The 18,137-nt window shown below is 68.2% G+C and carries 18 protein-coding genes; 9 read left to right on the forward strand and 9 right to left on the reverse strand.

The genetic code is table 11. The annotated features are described in order from the left end of the window. Positions 1 to 57: 57 nt before the first annotated feature. From ACFVXA_RS15760 to dnaA, 5 genes are all read right to left on the reverse strand, one after another. Positions 58 to 639 carry a DciA family protein gene (locus ACFVXA_RS15760; RefSeq protein WP_362023592.1) on the reverse strand — a complete coding sequence of 194 codons (582 nt, stop codon included), beginning with the start codon at positions 637 to 639 and terminating at the stop codon, positions 58 to 60. Next, complete coding sequence (gene recF / locus ACFVXA_RS15765) at positions 636 to 1,757, reverse strand: DNA replication/repair protein RecF (protein ID WP_362023589.1); 1,122 nt, start codon at positions 1,755 to 1,757, stop codon at positions 636 to 638. The genes ACFVXA_RS15760 and recF overlap by 4 nt, the downstream gene beginning before the upstream one ends. A gap of 129 nt (positions 1,758 to 1,886) precedes the next feature. After that, complete coding sequence (gnd, locus tag ACFVXA_RS15770; protein ID WP_362023586.1) at positions 1,887 to 2,762, reverse strand: phosphogluconate dehydrogenase (NAD(+)-dependent, decarboxylating); 876 nt, start codon at positions 2,760 to 2,762, stop codon at positions 1,887 to 1,889. 161 nt (positions 2,763 to 2,923) lie between these two features. Next, the gene (dnaN, locus tag ACFVXA_RS15775) at positions 2,924 to 4,054 is read right to left on the reverse strand and encodes a DNA polymerase III subunit beta (RefSeq protein WP_362023583.1); all 1,131 of its coding nucleotides are present in this window, start codon (positions 4,052 to 4,054) and stop codon (positions 2,924 to 2,926) included. A 1,158-nt stretch (positions 4,055 to 5,212) separates the two neighbouring features. Then, positions 5,213 to 7,240: a chromosomal replication initiator protein DnaA gene (dnaA, locus tag ACFVXA_RS15780; RefSeq protein ID WP_383737848.1), complete on the reverse strand. Its 2,028-nt coding sequence runs from the start codon at positions 7,238 to 7,240 to the stop codon at positions 5,213 to 5,215. 397 nt (positions 7,241 to 7,637) lie between these two features. Between dnaA and rpmH the strand changes: the two genes are divergently transcribed. From rpmH to ACFVXA_RS15825, 9 genes are all read left to right on the forward strand, one after another. Continuing rightward, positions 7,638 to 7,775, forward strand: coding sequence for a 50S ribosomal protein L34 (gene rpmH / locus ACFVXA_RS15785; RefSeq protein ID WP_006381191.1), 138 nt, complete (start codon positions 7,638 to 7,640; stop codon positions 7,773 to 7,775). 21 nt (positions 7,776 to 7,796) lie between these two features. Further along, positions 7,797 to 8,168 carry a ribonuclease P protein component gene (gene rnpA / locus ACFVXA_RS15790; RefSeq protein WP_362023575.1) on the forward strand — a complete coding sequence of 124 codons (372 nt, stop codon included), beginning with the start codon at positions 7,797 to 7,799 and terminating at the stop codon, positions 8,166 to 8,168. Next, positions 8,165 to 8,530, forward strand: coding sequence for a membrane protein insertion efficiency factor YidD (gene yidD, locus ACFVXA_RS15795; RefSeq protein ID WP_383902963.1), 366 nt, complete (start codon positions 8,165 to 8,167; stop codon positions 8,528 to 8,530). The genes rnpA and yidD overlap by 4 nt, the downstream gene beginning before the upstream one ends. A 3-nt stretch (positions 8,531 to 8,533) precedes the next feature. Further along, a complete protein-coding gene (gene yidC, locus ACFVXA_RS15800) occupies positions 8,534 to 9,820 on the forward strand; it encodes a membrane protein insertase YidC (RefSeq protein WP_362023570.1) in 1,287 nt (428 codons plus the stop codon). 15 nt (positions 9,821 to 9,835) lie between these two features. Beyond that, on the forward strand, positions 9,836 to 10,345 hold the full coding sequence (locus ACFVXA_RS15805; protein WP_362023567.1) for a R3H domain-containing nucleic acid-binding protein: 510 nt from the start codon (positions 9,836 to 9,838) through the stop codon (positions 10,343 to 10,345). A gap of 182 nt (positions 10,346 to 10,527) precedes the next feature. Beyond that, entirely contained in the window at positions 10,528 to 11,244 is a 717-nt protein-coding gene (gene rsmG, locus ACFVXA_RS15810; protein WP_362023564.1) for a 16S rRNA (guanine(527)-N(7))-methyltransferase RsmG, read from the forward strand. A gap of 344 nt (positions 11,245 to 11,588) precedes the next feature. Further along, positions 11,589 to 12,662 carry a ParA family protein gene (locus tag ACFVXA_RS15815; RefSeq protein ID WP_389512401.1) on the forward strand — a complete coding sequence of 358 codons (1,074 nt, stop codon included), beginning with the start codon at positions 11,589 to 11,591 and terminating at the stop codon, positions 12,660 to 12,662. Beyond that, positions 12,659 to 13,753 carry a ParB/RepB/Spo0J family partition protein gene (locus ACFVXA_RS15820; RefSeq protein WP_362023561.1) on the forward strand — a complete coding sequence of 365 codons (1,095 nt, stop codon included), beginning with the start codon at positions 12,659 to 12,661 and terminating at the stop codon, positions 13,751 to 13,753. The genes ACFVXA_RS15815 and ACFVXA_RS15820 overlap by 4 nt, the downstream gene beginning before the upstream one ends. 325 nt (positions 13,754 to 14,078) lie before the next feature. Then, the gene (locus tag ACFVXA_RS15825; protein WP_383737857.1) at positions 14,079 to 14,696 is read left to right on the forward strand and encodes a GNAT family N-acetyltransferase; all 618 of its coding nucleotides are present in this window, start codon (positions 14,079 to 14,081) and stop codon (positions 14,694 to 14,696) included. 155 nt (positions 14,697 to 14,851) lie between these two features. Here ACFVXA_RS15825 and trxA read toward each other — a convergent pair whose 3' ends face one another. The 4 genes from trxA to sigM all read right to left on the reverse strand — a co-directional run bounded on the left by trxA (position 14,852) and on the right by sigM (position 18,121). Further along, entirely contained in the window at positions 14,852 to 15,184 is a 333-nt protein-coding gene (gene trxA, locus ACFVXA_RS15830) for a thioredoxin (RefSeq protein WP_327430080.1), read from the reverse strand. A 42-nt stretch (positions 15,185 to 15,226) separates the two neighbouring features. Then, a complete protein-coding gene (gene trxB / locus ACFVXA_RS15835) occupies positions 15,227 to 16,192 on the reverse strand; it encodes a thioredoxin-disulfide reductase (RefSeq protein ID WP_384023305.1) in 966 nt (321 codons plus the stop codon). A gap of 181 nt (positions 16,193 to 16,373) precedes the next feature. Then, positions 16,374 to 17,393 (reverse strand): hypothetical protein, encoded by a 1,020-nt coding sequence (locus ACFVXA_RS15840; RefSeq protein ID WP_389936161.1) that lies wholly within the window; start codon positions 17,391 to 17,393, stop codon positions 16,374 to 16,376. Further along, positions 17,390 to 18,121: an RNA polymerase sigma factor SigM gene (gene sigM, locus ACFVXA_RS15845; RefSeq protein ID WP_362023549.1), complete on the reverse strand. Its 732-nt coding sequence runs from the start codon at positions 18,119 to 18,121 to the stop codon at positions 17,390 to 17,392. The genes ACFVXA_RS15840 and sigM overlap by 4 nt, the downstream gene beginning before the upstream one ends. Between the last annotated feature and the right edge of the window lie 16 nt (positions 18,122 to 18,137).

Raw genomic sequence — 18,137 nt, forward strand, 5'->3', positions numbered from 1 at the left:
GAACCGATGGTTCCGCGGGGTGCCGGCAGCTGTGCCCGCGGCCCCCGAAGCCCACGGTCACCCGTAGGTGTCCCCGGGCCCCGTGCTCCCAGGGGCGCGCAGGGGCCCGAAACGGCGTGCGGGGCCCCCGGGACCCTGCACCTTGATCAGCCGCACCGTGCCGTGCCCGAGGTCCTGGTTCAGCCGTGCGACCAGTTGCGGGGCGAGCAGACGCAGCTGCGTTGCCCACGCGGTCGAGTCGCACTGCACGGTCAGCACCCGCTCGTCCTCGTCGTAGTGCTGCGGCACACAGTGCTTGGCCAGGTCGTCGCCGACGATCTGCGGCCAGCGCCCCATCACGCCGCCCACCGCGGCCGGGGTCTCCCAGCCTCGCTCGGTGAGGAGGCGGTTGATGGCGGCGCCGAGCGCCATGGGGTCGCGCCCGTCGGCCCGCGCGCCGGAACGCAGGCCCCCACCGCGCCGCGCCTGCTTCTTCTGCTGCGCCGCGTCCCCACGCGCGCGTGCCTGTTCCTTCGCTGCCCGCAGGGCCACGCGAGCGAGATCGACGCCCGACGGTTCGGGGGTCTTCTTCGTGGGTGCTTCGCCGGTTGCGCCTTCGGGACTGCCGGGGACGTTTTTTCTCGGTGTGTTCTCCGTCATACCCGCTCCACGGTCCCCTCGGAGACGGCGTACCGCGTCCCCGCCAGTACGTCCGGTACGTCGTCGTCGACCGCCGCGGTCACCAGCACCTGCTCACCCGTCGCCACGAGTTCCGCGAGGCGTTCCCTCCGGCGTGTGTCCAGCTCGGCGAACACGTCGTCAAGGACCAGCACCGGCTCGTTGCCCTCGGCCCGGAGCAGGTCGTACGAGGCCAGGCGCAGCGCCAACGCGTAGGACCAGGACTCTCCGTGGGAGGCGTATCCCCGGGCGGGCAGCGGACCGAGTTTGAGAAGGACATCGTCTCGATGGGGTCCTACCAGGGTCACGCCCCGCTCGATCTCCTGCTTGCGGACCTCGGCGAGCGCCGCCATCAGCTGCTCGTAGAGATCCTCGCGCGTGTGTGCCTCGCCGGGTGCGGACGGCTTGTACTCCAGGGCGATCGGGCCACCGCCGGGTGCCAGCTGTTCGTACGCCTTGTCGGCCAGTGGCTGGATCGCGGAGATCAGGTCGAGCCGCTGGGCGAGCAGTTCGCCGCCCACGCGCGCGAGGTGCTGGTCCCACACGTCGAGCGTGGACAGGTCCATGGTGCGGCCACCGTGCCGCCGGGCCAGCGCGGCCGACTTCAGGAGGGTGTTGCGCTGCTTGAGGACCCGCTCGTAGTCGGAGCGGACGCCCGCCATGCGCGGGGAGCGGGCGGTGATCAGCTCGTCGAGGAAGCGGCGCCGCTCGCCGGGGTCGCCCTTGACCAGGGCGAGGTCCTCCGGAGCGAACAGCACAGTTCGTACGATGCCGAGTACGTCGCGGGGTCTGACCTGCGAGGACCTGTTGATGCGGGCGCGGTTGGCCTTGCCGGGGTTGAGCTCCAGCTCGACGAGCTGCTGACGCTCGCCCTGGCGGACATTGGCCCGGATGATCGCCCGGTCGGCGCCCATGCGCACCAGGGGCGCGTCGGAGGAGACGCGGTGACTGCCGAGGGTGGCGAGATAGCCGACCGCCTCGACGAGGTTCGTCTTGCCCTGTCCGTTGGGGCCCACGAACGCGGTGACGCCCGGGTCCAGCGGGACCTCGACCCGGGCGTACGAGCGGAAGTCGGCCAGCGACAGATGCGTGACGTGCATGGTCGTTCGCCGACCTCCCCCAGCGTGGTGTTTCGGTTCTCCCGACGGCCGGGACTGCCCCGGCCTTCGGGTTTTCCCCCGGCTGTGGACAACCGGGTCACCCCGGGTATGACGAACCCGGGGCGCGGATCAGGCCTTCTCGACGGCGTGGCCGCCGAACTGGTTGCGCAGCGCCGCGATCATCTTCATCTGCGGCGAGTCGTCCTGCCGCGAGGCGAAGCGTGCGAAGAGCGACGCGGTGATCGCGGGCAGCGGCACCGCGTGGTTGATGGCCGCCTCCACGGTCCAGCGGCCCTCGCCCGAGTCCTCCGCGTAGCCCTTGAGCTTCTCCAGGTGCTCGTCCTCGTCCAGCGCGTTGACGGCGAGGTCGAGCAGCCAGGAACGGATGACCGTGCCCTCCTGCCAGGAGCGGAAGACCTCGCGCACGTCGGTGACGGAGTCGACCTTCTCCAGGAGCTCCCAGCCCTCGGCGTAGGCCTGCATCATGGCGTACTCGATGCCGTTGTGGACCATCTTCGCGAAGTGGCCCGCGCCGACCTTGCCGGCGTGCACCGAGCCGAAGTCGCCCTCGGGCTTGAGCGCGTCGAAGACCGGCTGCACCTTGGCGACGTTCTCGTCGGTGCCGCCGTACATCAGCGCGTAGCCGTTCTCCAGGCCCCAGACGCCACCGGAGACGCCGCAGTCGACGAAGCCGATGCCCTTGATGCCCAGCTCGACGGCGTGCTTCTCGTCGTCCGTCCAGCGGGAGTTCCCGCCGTCCACGACCACGTCGCCCGGCTCCAGCAGGCCGGCCAGTTCGTCGATGGTGGCCTGGGTCGCGGCACCGGCCGGCACCATCACCCACACCACGCGCGGGCCCTTGAGCTTGCCCACAAGCTCGTCCAGGCTGTGGACATCGGCGAGATCGGGATTGCGGTCGTATCCGATGACGGTGTGGCCTGCGCGGCGGATCCGCTCGCGCATGTTGCCGCCCATCTTGCCGAGGCCGACGAGACCGAGCTGCATCACTGTTCCTTAGGGGTTGCGACGTGGCGTGAGGGCACTCTCGTACCCGGGTCCGAGCCTAAACCCGGACGCTCACGCACACCTGTGGGCATAGCCGCTCAGGCGAACGCCCCACCTGCGGATCAGCCCGCCGGGCCGTGCGGCCCGGCGGGCGCGGGGGCTCAGCCGCTCAGGCGCACCGGCATGATCAGGTACTTGTAGGCCTCGTCCGCCTCGGCGTCCACAGCAGGCTTGCCGCTCAGCAGCGCGGGCTTCGTGGACGTCGTGAAGGACAGCTGGGCCACCGGCGAGTCGATGGCGCTCAGACCGTCGAGCAGGAACGTCGGGTTGAAGGCGATCGAGATGTCGTCGCCCTCCAGGTGGGCGTCGACCCTTTCCACAGCCTGTGCGTCGTCGCTGGAGCCCGCCTCCAGGATGAGCACGCCCTGCTCGAAGCTGAGCCGCACCGGGGTGTTCCGCTCGGCGACCAGGGCCACACGCTTGACGGCCTCCACGAAGGGGGCGGTCTCGATCACGGCCACGGAGTTGAACTCCGTCGGGAACAGCGTGCGGTACTTCGGGAGGTCGCCTTCGAGCAGACGGGTGGTCGTGCGTCGCCCGGCGCCCTCGAAACCGATCAGGCCCTCGCCCGCGCCCGAGCCGGACAGCGCCAGGATCACGCTGTCGCCGCTCGTAAGGGCCTTGGCGGTGTCCAGGAGCGTCTTGGCGGGCACCAGGGCGACCGCGGACGCCTCGGGGTTCTCCGGCTTCCACAGGAACTCACGGACCGCGAAGCGGTAGCGGTCGGTGGAGGCCAGCGTGACCGTGTCGCCCTCGATCTCGATGCGCACACCGGTGAGAACGGGCAGCGTGTCGTCACGGCCCGCCGCGATGGCCACCTGGGCGGCGGCCGAGGCGAAGACCTCACCGGGGACGGTGCCCGTGGCCGACGGCATCTGCGGCAGCGACGGGTACTCCTCCACAGGCAGGGTGTGGAGGGTGAAGCGCGAGGAGCCGCAGACCACGGTCGCCCGTACACCGTCTGTGGAAATCTCCACCGGCCGGTTGGGGAGGGCGCGGCAGATGTCCGCGAGGAGGCGGCCGGAGACCAGGACCGTGCCCTCCTCGTCGACCTCCGCGTCCACGGAGACCCGCGCCGAGACCTCGTAGTCGAAGCTGGACAGGCTCAGGGAGCCGTCCTCGGCCTTCAGAAGGAGGCCGGCGAGCACAGGCGCCGGCGGACGGGCCGGGAGACTGCGTGCCGCCCAGGCCACTGCCTCCGCGAGTACGTCGCGTTCCACCCGGATCTTCACCGTTGCCGCCTCCGTCTGTTGCCGGCGCTCTCGCCCTGCTGGCCTTCGTCGTCTGACTCGGTGTCGCTCGGCCCTGTGAGGGGAAGGACACCGGGGACCAGTCTGACGCACCGCGCTGACAGTCGGTGCCCCTCGGGGTCAAGTCGTGCCGAGCGGCACCTGAGCCTCCGAGAGCGAGTTGTGCACAGCCCCGTCTTCGAAACGATTCCCAGGCTCTCTCTAGTTGGTCTTAGTAGTAGGCCCTGTGGAAACCGTGGATAACCGTGTTTTCGCAGCTCAGAGGCGATTTTTTGTCCACTGACCCTGTGGGTGGAGGCGGTGGAAAACCCGGGGTCTCTGTGGACGACGAAAAGTTCTGCACACTCGATGCACAGCCTCGGGCCACTTCTCCCCAGCACCGTCCCCAGTTTTACCCACGTTCCCCACAGGCCAACCGGACACCTTTGTGTGACGCCTTTCACTCGACACGGTGAGGGGGCGCGTCACGTTGCCGAACAGTGGACAGGGGTGTGGAGAAGCTGGGGATCACTGGGGACAACCGAGCCAGGTCTGTGGGTCGACGGTGGACAACTCCGTGCACACCCTGTGGATCTTTTCTTCGTCCACAGTCTGTGGAGAGTCTTCGTCCACGAATCCACAGGGGACTGACCTGGCCTGATGGACTTTCAACAGTGCCCCCTGTGGACACGATCGGGACAACTTCCCAGTCCCCAGGATGTGGACGCCAGAAAGTCACCGAATCTGTGGAGAGTGGCCGTAACCGGGCTCGTATTCGAACATCAGGTGTCGGCTCGGTAGCGGCGACGGGAGGGCGGAAGGCGTCCGGGAGCGGGGCGGGGCGCCCTCGGGACGCGTGGGAGAACGGCACGGGACGCCTTCGGGGCTCCTTTGGGCGCGTGCGAGAACGGTGCGAGGCGCCGTCCGCCGGCGGACGGAGGGGAGGGCGAGGCGCCGCTGGCCGGCTGACGGGAGGCGGTGTGCGAGGCGCGCCCGCTCGGCGGACGGGAGGCGGTGTGAGGCGCCTTCGGGGCGGGTGCGAGAACGACGAGGGCGCCCTCGGGAGCGTGTCCCGGGGGCGCCCTCGGCGACGTACGGCTGTCTCTCGCCGCGCTCACACGACGACGTACCGCCGTGTTCCGCCGTGTTTCGCCGTGCCTGTCAGCCGTTCTTGATGCGGTTCGTGAGCTCGGTGACCTGGTTGTAGATGGAGCGGCGCTCGGCCATCAGGGCGCGGATCTTGCGGTCGGCGTGCATCACGGTCGTATGGTCGCGGCCGCCGAACTGCGCGCCGATCTTCGGCAGCGACAGGTCGGTGAGTTCGCGGCACAGATACATGGCGATCTGCCGCGCCGTCACCAGGACGCGGCTGCGCGAGGATCCGCACAGGTCGTCCACCGTGAGACCGAAGTAGTCGGCGGTGGCCGCCATGATGGCGGTCGCGGTGATCTCGGGGGCCGAGTCCTCACCGCCGGGGATCAGGTCCTTGAGGACGATCTCGGTCAGACCGAGATCCACCGGCTGCCGGTTGAGCGACGCGAACGCCGTCACCCGGATCAGCGCGCCTTCCAGCTCGCGGATGTTCCGCGAGATCCGGGACGCGATGAACTCCAGCACCTCCGGCGGGGCGTTGAGCTGTTCCTGCACCGCCTTCTTACGAAGGATCGCGATACGGGTCTCCAGCTCGGGCGGCTGGACGTCGGTGATCAGACCCCACTCGAAACGGTTCCGCAGCCGGTCCTCCAGCGTGACCAGCTGCTTGGGCGGCCGGTCGGAGGACAGCACGATCTGCTTGTTCGCGTTGTGGAGTGTGTTGAAGGTGTGGAAGAACTCCTCCTGCGTCGACTCCTTGTCCGCGAGGAACTGGATGTCGTCGACCAGCAGGATGTCCATCTCCCGGTACCGCTTGCGGAAGCTGTCGCCCTTGCCGTCGCGGATGGAGTTGATGAACTCGTTCGTGAACTCCTCCGAGCTTACGTACCGCACGCGCGTGCCCGGGTAGAGGCTGCGCGCGTAGTGCCCGATCGCGTGCAGCAGGTGCGTCTTGCCGAGGCCCGACTCCCCATAGATGAAGAGGGGGTTGTACGCCTTCGCCGGTGCCTCGGCGACGGCGACCGCGGCGGCGTGCGCGAAGCGGTTTGAGGCACCGATGACGAAGGTGTCGAAGAGGTACTTCGGGTTCAGGCGCGCCGTGGGCTCGCCCGGACCGCTCGCCGGTGCGGGCTGCGCGGCCAGCGGGCCGGGGGCGCCACTGGAGGAGGGCAGCGCGGGGCCACCACGGTGCACCTGGCCGCTGCCCGGAGGCGGCTCCTGGAGATCGCGCCGGTCGGGGCGCTGGTCGTAGTCCGGGCGCTGCTGCTCGTACGGCGGCCGGTCCATGGACTGCGGCCGGTAGTCCTGCGACGGCGAGGCGTAGGGGTCACGGTCGGGGAAGCCGAGGCGCTGTTGCTGCCAGCCGTAGTCGTCCTGGGAGTGCCGTGGCCAGGCACCCGGCTCGGGGCGCTGGTAGTTCGGGTAGGCGGGTCGGGCCGTCGGCAGCTGGTCCGGGCGGCCGGACGGCAGCTGGTCGCCGGGGGCGCCAGGGAGCTGGTCGGAGCGGCCGTTCCGGTGGTCGTCGGCGCGGTGGCGGCCGTACCCCTCGTATCCGTCACGTCCGTCGCGCCCGTCACGTCCGTCACGGCGCTGGGCGTCGTACGCGATGCGGTCGTCGCGGTCGCGAGCCGGGGCGTCGTAGCCATTACGGTCGTCGCGGCCCGGGGCGTCATAGCCGTTCCGGTCGTCCCGGCCCTGGCTGTCGTAGCCGTTCCGGTCGTCGCGCCCCTGGTTTTCGTACGTGTCGCGGCCCTGGGCCTGGCCGGAGGGGAGCTCGGGCTCCTCGTACCGGGACGGGGCGGGTGAGGCCGGGGGCTCCCCCGCGGAGTCGTCGACGGTGATCGCGATGCGGATCGGCCGGCCGCACTCGCGGCTCAGGGTCTCGCTGACGATCGGCGCGAGGCGCCCCTCCAGCACTCCCTTCGCGAACTCGTTCGGGACCGCGAGCAGGGCGGTGTCCGCGACCAGCGCCAGCGGCTGGCAGCGCTTGATCCAGTGCTCGTCCTTCGCCTCGACGCCCTGACCGCGGCCCTCCCCGAGGAGCTGTTCCAGTACTCGTGGCCACACTGCGGCAAGATCGGCAGGTACGTCAGCCACAGGGCACGCTCTCTCACGGGTCCCACGAACGTGTGGTTCTGGGAACAGGTTGGGAAGTCAGTCGGGTGGGGCGGGGGAACAAAGCCGCTGGGGCGGTGGGAAGGGAACGAATCGGAGTTCAGCCACGGTAGTCAGGGCGACCGGTGCGGTTCAAGTTGTTGTCCCCAGCCTGTGGATAGTGTCTCCTGGCGTCGACTGGTTTGACCGGATGGCGTAGCCGCGCGTACCGTGACCAGGTCGAGTTGTCGATGGCTGCTGCCGCCTGCCTCCGATGGGCACAGATCGCGAAGAAGTGATCGGGAAGCGGTGCACTCGGGCGTAATACGAGCTACTCGTGGGCGCACGGTGACAGCCAGGACGGCACCCCGCCACCACCGATTCTTTCTGGAGCCCCCGAGTGAGCAAGCGCACCTTCCAGCCGAACAACCGTCGTCGCGCCAAGACCCACGGCTTCCGTCTGCGGATGCGCACCCGTGCCGGCCGCGCGATTCTCGCGAACCGCCGTGGCAAGGGTCGCGCCAGCCTGTCCGCCTGATTACTCACAGGTCATGATGTCGTGCTGCCTACCGAGCATCGGCTGAGGCGGCGCGAGGACTTCGCGACCGCGGTACGCCGAGGACGCCGGGCCGGACGCCCGCTTCTCGTCGTCCATCTACGTAGCGGTGCAACGGACCCGCACGCGCCTGGGGAGAGCGCTCCCCCGACGCGTGCGGGTTTCGTCGTGAGCAAGGCCGTAGGTGGAGCCGTCATACGCAACAAGGTGAAGCGCAGGCTTCGTCATCTGATGCGTGACCGAGTCGCCCAGTTGCCCCCCGGTAGCCTGGTAGTCGTACGAGCGCTGCCCGGTGCGGGCGACGCCGACCATGAACAGCTGGCCCGAGACCTGGACGCCGCCCTTCAGCGGCTGCTGGGAGGGGGCGCGCGATGAAGTACCCGCTGCTGGCACTGATCAAGCTGTACCAGTGGACGATCAGCCCGTTGCTCGGGCCGGTCTGCAAGTACTACCCGTCGTGCTCCCACTACGGCTACACGGCCATCGACCGGCACGGTGCGATCAAGGGAACGGCACTCACCGCCTGGCGCATCCTCCGGTGCAATCCATGGTCGCTGGGCGGTGTGGACCATGTTCCGCCGCGCAAGCGTCCGCGGTGGCACGAAATGCTGCGTAACGCCTGGCGTGCACGCAAGGGCGGGAACTCCGCCGCCGAACCGGCCATCGAGGGACACGGTATGTCCGACCACCCCTCGAGCCCGGCCGCCGAGACCCCGTCCCATGCTCAAGGAGCCTGATTAGTGGACACGATTGCCAGTCTTTTCAGCTTCATCACGACACCCGTTTCCTGGGTCATCGTCCAGTTCCACTCCGTGTACGGCAAGATCTTCGGTGCCGATACGGGCTGGGCCTGGGGCCTGTCCATCGTGTCCCTGGTGATCCTGATCCGTATCTGCCTGATCCCGCTCTTCGTGAAGCAGATCAAGGCCACTCGGGCCATGCAGACTCTGCAGCCCGAGATGAAGAAGATCCAGGAGCGCTACAAGAACGACAAGCAGCGCCAGTCCGAAGAGATGATGAAGCTGTACAAGGAGTCGGGTACCAACCCGCTCTCCTCGTGCCTTCCCATCCTGGCGCAGTCGCCGTTCTTCTTCGCCCTGTACCACGTGCTCAACGGCATCGCGACGGGCAAGACGATCGGCGTCATCGACGATCAGCTGCTCGCCAGCGCCCGTCAGGCGCACATCTTCGGCGCCCCGCTCGCGGCGAAGTTCACCGACAGCGCCGACAAGGTCGCTCAGCTCGGTGCCACGCTGACCGATGTCCGCGTCGTCACCGCGATCATGATCGTGCTGATGTCGGGATCGCAGTTCTACACGCAGCGTCAGCTGATGACGAAGAACGTCGACACCACGGTGAAGACGCCCTTCATGCAGCAGCAGAAGATGCTGATGTACGTCTTCCCGGTCATGTTCGCCGTCTTCGGCATCAACTTCCCGGTCGGTGTCCTCGTCTACTGGCTGACCACCAACGTGTGGACCATGGGCCAGCAGATGTACGTCATCCGCAACAACCCGACTCCCGGCAGCAAGGCCCAGGCCGCGTACCTGGAGCGCCTGCAGAAGCACGTCACGCACCATGGCAAGACCCGCAGCCGCCGCGAGAAGGGCATCGTCAAGGCGATCGTCTCCAAGGGCCGCGACCGCAACGAGTTCGAGCGCAAGTTCATCAACGGTCTGACCAAGGCGGGCCTGGCGGCCCAGGCCGACGGCGCCGTGGTGAAGAGCGACAGCACGACCGTCGTGGAGACCGAGGACGGCACCTCGACCACCACCACCGGTGGCGCCGTTCCCAAGCGTCAGCAGCCGAAGCGGCAGTCCAAGTCCCAGCGCCAGTCGGGCGTGGTCAAGGCGGGCGAGCCGGAGCCGAAGACCTCGCTCACCAAGTCCGACGAGCCGGAAGACGCCAAGCCCTCCGCCGCCAAGCCTGCCGGCGGGGGCAACAAGCCCGGCGCCGGCACCCGCAGCAAGGCCCAGTCCGGACAGCGCAAGGGCCCGCAGCGGCCCAAGTCCCCGTCCAAGAAGTAAGAAGGAGTCCATCCCGTGACGGAAGGCACCACCTCCGCCGCCGCTGAGGGCGACACCCTGACCCGCCTTGAGCAGGAAGGCGAGATCGCGGCGGACTACCTCGAGGGTCTGCTGGACATCGCCGATCTCGACGGCGACATCGACATGGATGTCGAGGCCGACCGCGCCGCTGTCTCGATCATCAGCGACGCGGGCAGCCGCGATCTGCAGAAGCTGGTCGGCCGGGACGGCGAGGTACTGGAGGCCCTCCAGGAGCTCACGCGCCTGGCCGTGCACCGGGAGACCGGCGACCGCAGCCGCCTGATGCTCGACATCGCGGGCTACCGCGCCAAGAAGCGCGAGGAGCTCTCCGAGCTGGGCGCCAAGGCCGCCGCCGAGGTCAAGAGCTCCGGCGAGCCGGTGAGGATGAAGCCGATGACGCCCTTCGAGCGCAAGGTGGTCCACGACGCGGTCAAGGCCGCCGGACTGCGCAGCGAGTCCGAGGGCGAGGAGCCGCAGCGCTTCGTCGTCGTACTTCCCGCCTGATCGGCACGTACTTCCGCCTGATCGGTACGTACGTTCCTCGGCCCCGTCTGTTGAGCAGGCGGGGCCGAACTTTGTCAGCCTGGTAGTCCCCGGCAGCCGCGGTTGTCCCTGGCGGCCGCGGTCCTGATAGTCCTGGAACTCAGCGCTCAGTGCGCTCATGCGGTACGGAAGGACGGTCCCCCGTGACGGAGGCAGCGGAGCTTCCCCCTGCGCCCGATAAGGCGCGCGAGGTATTCGGCGATCGCTTCGCGGACGCGGTCCGTTACGCGGAACTCCTGGCCGAGGCGGGAGTGCAGCGCGGGCTGATCGGCCCCCGCGAAGTACCCCGCCTGTGGGAGCGGCACATCCTGAACTGTGCCGTGCTCTCCGAGGTCGTGCCCGAGGGTGTGACCGTGTGCGACGTCGGCTCCGGCGCCGGGCTGCCGGGCATCCCGCTGGCCCTCGTGCGGGAGGACCTCAAGATCACACTGCTGGAACCGCTCCTGCGCCGGACCAACTTCCTCACCGAGGTCGTCGAGCTCCTCGGCCTCGATCACGTCACCGTCGTACGCGGCCGTGCCGAAGAGGTCATGGGCAAGCTGCCGGCGGTCCATGTGGTGACTGCCCGAGCCGTTGCTCCGCTGGACCGGCTTGCGACATGGGGCATCCCGCTGCTCCGCCCGTACGGCGAGATGCTCGCGCTCAAGGGTGACACCGCGGAGGAGGAGCTGAAGGCAGCCGCAACCGCTCTGAGCAAACTCGGCGCTGTGGAGACGTCCATCCTGCATGTCGGCGAGGGCGTCGTGGACCCGCTCTCGACCGTGGTGCGGGTCGAGGTCGGGGAGAGCCCCGGTGGAGTGCGCTTCGCGGCGAAGCGGGCCAAGGCGGCCCGGACGGGGCGGACGCGCCGGCGGCGCTGAGCCTAAGAGACTCCGCAAGACACCTTGAACTCTCGGCTTCGCTGCGGTGGAGCCGAGAGTTTTTTGTCACGTTCGCTGATCCGTCCTGACGACCAGCCGTACTCCACACAAGCTGCCAAACCTATGCATCTCGGAGTGTCGCGCGGTGATGGCCGCGGCGGCTATGCATCGTGTTTCACGTGAAACGTCGCTCACTGCTGCACGGCATCATCAGTCGCGGCCGCGCCGCGGCCGAACCCCGCGACCGGAGACCTCTTGGTTCACTCGCGGAGGGTGCGGAGTTGTCCACAGAGGTGGATTTCTCCACAGAAGAACGGGCCTCGCTGGTTCACGACCCCGAAGACATGGGAGGCTCTGTTCATTGCGAGCCTGAAGTCGAGGAGAGTGAATCCTTGCGGTCCGACGCCAACATCGCGGGACCGATGACCGATCCGGTCCCCGGTCCCCGTACCGAGTCGATGGGGGAGGATGTTTCACGTGAAACACCGCCCCCGATGGACGACACTCCCATCGGTCGTGCTGCCCAACTGGCGGTCGAAGCGCTAGGGCGCGCGGGCGAAGGCCTGCCACGGCCCGAGCAGACCCGCGTCATGGTGGTCGCGAACCAGAAGGGCGGGGTGGGTAAGACCACGACCACGGTCAATCTTGCTGCCTCGCTTGCCCTGCACGGTGGCCGTGTCCTGGTGGTCGACCTCGACCCTCAGGGCAATGCCTCCACCGCGCTGGGCATCGACCATCACGCCGAAGTCCCATCCATCTATGACGTGCTGATCGACAGCAAGCCGCTCTCCGAAGTCGTCCAGGCGGTCCCTGATGTCGAGGGTCTCTTCTGTGCGCCCGCCACGATCGATCTCGCCGGTGCGGAGATCGAGCTGGTGTCGCTGGTGGCGCGAGAGAGCCGGCTGGAGCGGGCGATTCAGGCGTATGAGCAGCCGCTGGATTACATCCTCATCGACTGCCCGCCGTCGCTCGGCCTTCTGACGGTCAACGCATTGGTCGCCGGCGCGGAGGTCCTCATCCCCATCCAGTGCGAGTACTACGCGCTGGAGGGTCTGGGGCAGCTTCTGCGTAACGTCGACCTGGTCCGGGGGCACCTGAATCCGAACCTGCATGTGTCGACCATCCTGCTCACCATGTACGACGGCCGGACACGTCTCGCGTCCCAGGTCGCGGACGAGGTGCGCAGCCACTTCGGCGACGAGGTGCTGCGCACGAGCATTCCTCGCTCCGTCCGTATCTCCGAGGCCCCGAGCTATGGGCAGACGGTGCTGACCTACGATCCGGGTTCAAGCGGTGCCCTCTCGTATCTTGAGGCCGCACGAGAAATCGCCCTCCGAGGAGTCGGAGTGGCGTACGAAGCGCAACATGCCCACGTGGGCGCACAGAGTGATCAGAGCATGGTGGAGGGGATCCAGTGAGTGAGCGACGACGAGGGCTGGGGCGGGGCCTCGGCGCACTGATCCCCGCAGCTCCGACGGAGAAGTCGGTCTCCTCGCCGGCGAGTGGTGCGTCCGCCTCGCCGACGGCCGTACCGGTGCTCACCGCGGAGCGCGGAGTGGCGGCGGCGAAGGTAGCCGCGCTGCCGTCTGTTTCACATGAAACGGAGGAGCCGCCGTCGAACGGAGCCCTCGAGGTGCCTCCGGCCCCCGTCGGTGCTCACTTCGCCGAGCTGCCGCTCGACTTCATCACCCCGAACCCGCGTCAGCCCCGTGAGGTCTTCGACGAGGACGCTCTGTCCGAGCTCGTCACCTCCATCAAGGAGGTTGGGCTCCTCCAGCCCGTCGTCGTACGTCAGGTCGGCCCCGCGCGCTACGAGCTCATCATGGGTGAGCGGCGCTTCCGGGCCTGCCGTGAGGCGGGGCTCGAGGCCATCCCGGCGATCGTGCGGGCGACGGAGGACGAAAAGCTTCTCCTGGACGCACTTCTGGAGAACCTGCACCGCGCTCAGCTGAACCCGCTGGAAGAGGCAGCCGCCTACGACCAGCTGCTCAAGGACTTCAACTGCACGCACGACCAGCTGGCGGATCGTATCGGCCGGTCGCGCCCGCAGGTGTCCAACACCCTGCGTCTGCTGAAGCTCTCGCCGTCGGTCCAACGCCGTGTGGCCGCGGGTGTTCTCTCCGCGGGGCACGCGCGAGCGCTGCTGTCCGTCGAGGACTCGGAGGAGCAGGACCGGCTCGCTCACCGCATCGTGGCCGAGGGGCTTTCGGTACGGGCCGTCGAGGAGATCGTCACCCTCATGGGGTCGCGCCCGCAGAGCGCCCCGCGCTCCAAGGGGCCGCGGGCCGGTGCCCGACTCTCCCCTGCGCTGAGTGATCTCGCGGGCCGGCTCTCGGACCGCTTCGAGACGCGGGTGAAGGTCGACCTGGGCCAGAAGAAGGGCAAGATCACCGTCGAGTTCGCCTCGATGGACGACCTTGAGCGCATCCTCAGCACGCTCGCCCCCGGCGAGGGTCCGGTTCTTCAGAAGAGCCTCTTGGACGACGATTCAGAGGACATGGAGGCCTAGTCGCACGATGTCGGACGGTCTCCCAGCGTCCGACCAGCAGAGCGGGCCGTGTCCATTGTGTACCGGAACACGGCCCGCTCTTTGCTTTCTGACGGTATCGGTGGAATCGCATCGTGGATACGATGCGATGGGGTATGGCGCATCCACCTGGCGGCACCTTCATTGGGGAGGCGGGGGCCATGCAAACCGTGAGCCGTACCGGACTGGTGACCGCGGGCCTGGGACTGGGGGCAGTCGGCGGCTTCGTCGGCAGCCTGCTCAGGGAGCGAAGCGCTCTGACAGCCGCCCGCGACGCTGCGGGCGAAGGAAGCGAGGAACATCCTTCATGGGGCGCCGGCTCGTACCGCTCACGCTGGACAACCTTCAGGACCTTCCCCAGCGCTGTCGCGCGTGCGTCTTCTGGGAGCTGGACCCCGTCAGCGGAGAAGCCGCGGTAAAGGCGGGTACATCCCCGCTGGAGAAGGAAGCCTGGATCTCCGCGGTCCTGCTGGACTGGGGTTCCTGCGGCCGCGTCGTCTATGTGGACGACGTGCCGGTGGGCTTCGTGCTCTACGCGCCTCCCGCCTATGTGCCTCGCTCCACCGCGTTCCCCACGAGTCCTGTGTCACCGGACGCGGTACAGCTGATGACCGCGTTCATCATGCCGGGCTATCAGGGACAGGGACTCGGCCGGGTCATGGTCCAGACGGTGGCCAAGGATCTACTGCGCCGGGGCTTCAAAGCGATCGAAGCGTTCGGCGACGCGCGGTGGAAGGAACCGGCCTGTGTGCTGCCCGCCGACCATCTGCTCGCCGTCGGCTTCAAGACGGTCCGCCCCCACCCCACCTCTCCGCGGCTGAGGCTGGAGCTGCGGACGACGCTCTCCTGGAAGGAAGACGTCGAGCTGGCCCTGGACCGTCTCCTCGGAGCGGTACAGAAGGAACCGGCACTCCGCCCCCTTTAGGACGGGCACCCTCCTGGGGGAGGGCTCTGCTCGTCCATAGCCGGTCTCCGCTCTATGAGCCGGTCTCCGCTCCATAAAGCGAATGGGCCAACCCGGAAGGGCTGGCCCATTCGTGTTTCACGTGAAACACACGCCGCTGATGCGGCCGTCACCGACTACTCGGCGATGAAGTCCTCGAGGTCGCGCACGATCGCGGCCTTCGGCTTCGCACCGACGATGGTCTTGGCGACCTCGCCACCCTGGTAGACGTTCAGGGTCGGGATCGACATGACGCCGTACTTGGCGGCCGTACCCGGGTTCTCGTCGATGTTGAGCTTGACGACCTCGATCTTGTCGCCGTACTCGGCGGCGATCGCCTCGAGGGACGGCGCGATCTGGCGGCACGGTCCGCACCAGGCGGCCCAGAAGTCCACCAGGACAGGCTTGTCGCTCTTGAGGACGTCAGTCTCGAAAGAGTCGTCAGTCACGTTCTTCAGGGTGCCGGCCACTGCGGGCTCCTTAACTCGTTGATGCGGTGGGACGGATGGGGGTCAGACGGTGGCAGCCGGAGCAGCGGCCTCGCTGTCCGCGAGAGCGGCGAGGTAGCGCTCGGCGTCGAGGGCGGCGGAGCAACCGGTGCCGGCCGCGGTGATCGCCTGGCGGTACGTGTGGTCGACCACGTCGCCCGCGCCGAAGACACCGGTGAGGTTCGTCCGGGTCGAAGGTGCCTCGACCTGCAGGTAGCCCTCGTCGTCCAGGTCGAGCTGGCCCTTGAAGAGCTCGGTGCGCGGGTCGTGACCGATCGCGATGAACAGACCGGTCACCGGAAGCTCGGAGAGCTCGCCGGTCTTCAGGTTGCGCAGCGTCAGGCCCTCCAGCTTGGGGCTGCCCTTGATCTCGGCGACCTCGCTGTCCCAGACGAACTTGATCTTCGGGTCGGCGAACGCACGCTCCTGCATCGCCTTCGAGGCGCGCAGGCTGTCCCGGCGGTGGACGATCGTCACGGACTTGGCGAAGCGCGAGAGGAAGGTGGCCTCCTCCATCGCGGTGTCGCCGCCACCGATCACGGCGATGTCCTGGTCCTTGAAGAAGAAGCCGTCACAGGTCGCGCACCACGAGACACCGCGTCCGGAGAGGGCATCCTCGTTGGGCAGGCCGAGCTTGCGGTGCTGCGAACCCGTCGTGACGATGACCGCCTTGGCACGGTGCACGGTGCCCGCGGTGTCCGTGACGGTCTTGATCTCGCCCGACAGGTCGACGGCGACGACGTCGTCCGGGAGCAGCTCGGCACCGAAGCGCTCCGCCTGGGCGCGCATGTTGTCCATGAGCTCGGGGCCCATGATGCCGTCCTGGAAGCCGGGGAAGTTCTCCACCTCGGTGGTGTTCATCAGCGCACCACCCGCGGTCACGGCGCCCTCGAACACCAGCGGCTTCAGCGACGCGCGCGCGGTGTAGAGCGCCGCCGTGTAGCCGGCGGGCCCGGAGCCGATGATGATCACGTTACGGACGTCGCTCACGGCTTGATTCCTCGTCTCTGGAGACTGCTTCGGACCGGTGGGAGCCTCTCTCAGTACTCTCACCCCACCCAACGGATCCTAAGGGGCTTCAATTCCCGTTGTGTCCGGGCACACGGAGACGAGCTGCCGCACAGAGATGCCAAGCGGTATCCGGGGACTAGACCGTTGGGTGTCGACGTGCTCAGGACCGGGCGTACGACTGCTTCAGCAGCAGCTTGCCGGGGGAGGCGGAGTCCTGCTTCTCGCAGGCTGCGTCGACGATGTAGGCCGTGACCCTCGTAGGGTCGCTGGCTTCGGGCAGCACGACGAGATAGACATGCGTGCCCTCGTAGGTGCCCTCCTCGGCGGCGAGCACCGCTCCGTTGTTTCCGGTCCCCTGTTGGACGCAGTCAGGGACGGGCACGGTAGGCGTGGTGAAGGTGCCGACCCCACCGGAGTCGGTCTTTGCACCGTGGGACTCGACGCCCCAGGGCTTCGCACTGCCTGAGCGGGTGCTCGTGTTCTTGTTCTTCTCGAGGAGATCCGCGACCTGCCGCTCCAGCTGCCCCTCGGAGAACGTGGCCTTCGAACCCGATTCCTGCTGTGTCGCCCTGTGCGGGGTCTTGCTGTCGCCGCCCACTGTCTGCACGAGGATCGCGCCCAGTCCCAGCGCGGCAGCCGAGAAGACCGTGCCCAGCACGACCGCCCTGCGTCGCCCGCGGCGTACCCGGTGGGCGCGTCCAGGGCCGGTAGCCGCGCGCGCATGTCCCGAGGGACGGCCTACGGGCGAGGCGGAGCCCGCGTCGGCCGATGCGGCGGCGATGTCGGCGCTCACAGAGATGTCGTCAGGGGCCGAGAAGCCGTCGGGTACGGAGATGTCGTCAGGTACGGAGATGTCTGTGGTCGATGTTTCACGTGAAACACTCGCGAGTTCGTCCTCGGCGCCGATTGCGTGGTCAGGAGTCGTAGCGCTCAGCAGAGCTTCCGCGGCCAAGGCGGCGTCGATGCGTCCGGCCACATCGTCGGGCATGCGTGTCGGGCCGGGCAGCGTGCCGAGCAGACCCCGGATCTCCTCTAGTGAGTCGTACACGTCGGAGCAGTGCACGCAGCCGTCCAGATGCCGCCGGACGTCCGCAGTACGGGAGGGCGGGAGCAGACCTTCGGTGAGGTCGGAGATCTCCGCGACATCCGGGTGCCCGGCCGTATCCGTCGTGGATGTCACGCTCGCCCACCTCCGCCCTTCACAGCAGCTGAATCGCTTGGCCCTGCACCGTGTGGACCTGCATCGTGCGGTCCCGCTGCCGGTGGGACGGATGCCCCCTGCGTCCGGTTCCTTCCGCCACCCGACTTCTTGCCGTCCTCGCTGCTTCCGTTCTCCGTCCGGAGATGGGTGAGCAGCGGGAGCAGTCTGGCTCTGCCGCGTGCGCAGCGGCTCTTCACCGTGCCGGTCGGCACATCGAGGATGCGGGCCGCCTCCGCCACGGGGTAGCCCTGCATGTCCACCAGGACGAGAGCGGCGCGCTGGTCGGCCGGAAGCGTGCCCAGTGCTTCCAGGAGCTCGCGGTGCAGATCGTTGCGCTCGGCCGGGGCTGAGGCGGACTCGTGCGGCTCGAGGAGTTGTTCCAGGCGTTCGGTGTCGTCGACAGGAGAGGTCTTCCTGGAGGCGGCCTTGCGGGCGCGGTCCAGGCAGGCGTTCACCGTGATGCGGTGCAGCCAGGTCGTGACGGCCGACTGGCCGCGGAAGGTGTGGGCGGCCCGGTAGGCGGAGACGAGTGCGTCCTGGACGGCGTCAGCGGCCTCCTCACGGTCTCCCAGCGTCCGTAGGGCCACCGCCCACAGTCGATCGCGATGACGCCGCACAAGCTCACCGAAGGCGTCCGGATCGCCTTCTACATGGCGGGAGAGGAGGTCCTGATCGCTTGCATCGCCGTATGCGGCTTCATCGGCCATCGGACCCCCTCCCCTT

The organism is Streptomyces sp. NPDC058246 (genome assembly GCF_042881985.1).
Lineage (GTDB): Bacteria > Actinomycetota > Actinomycetes > Streptomycetales > Streptomycetaceae > Streptomyces.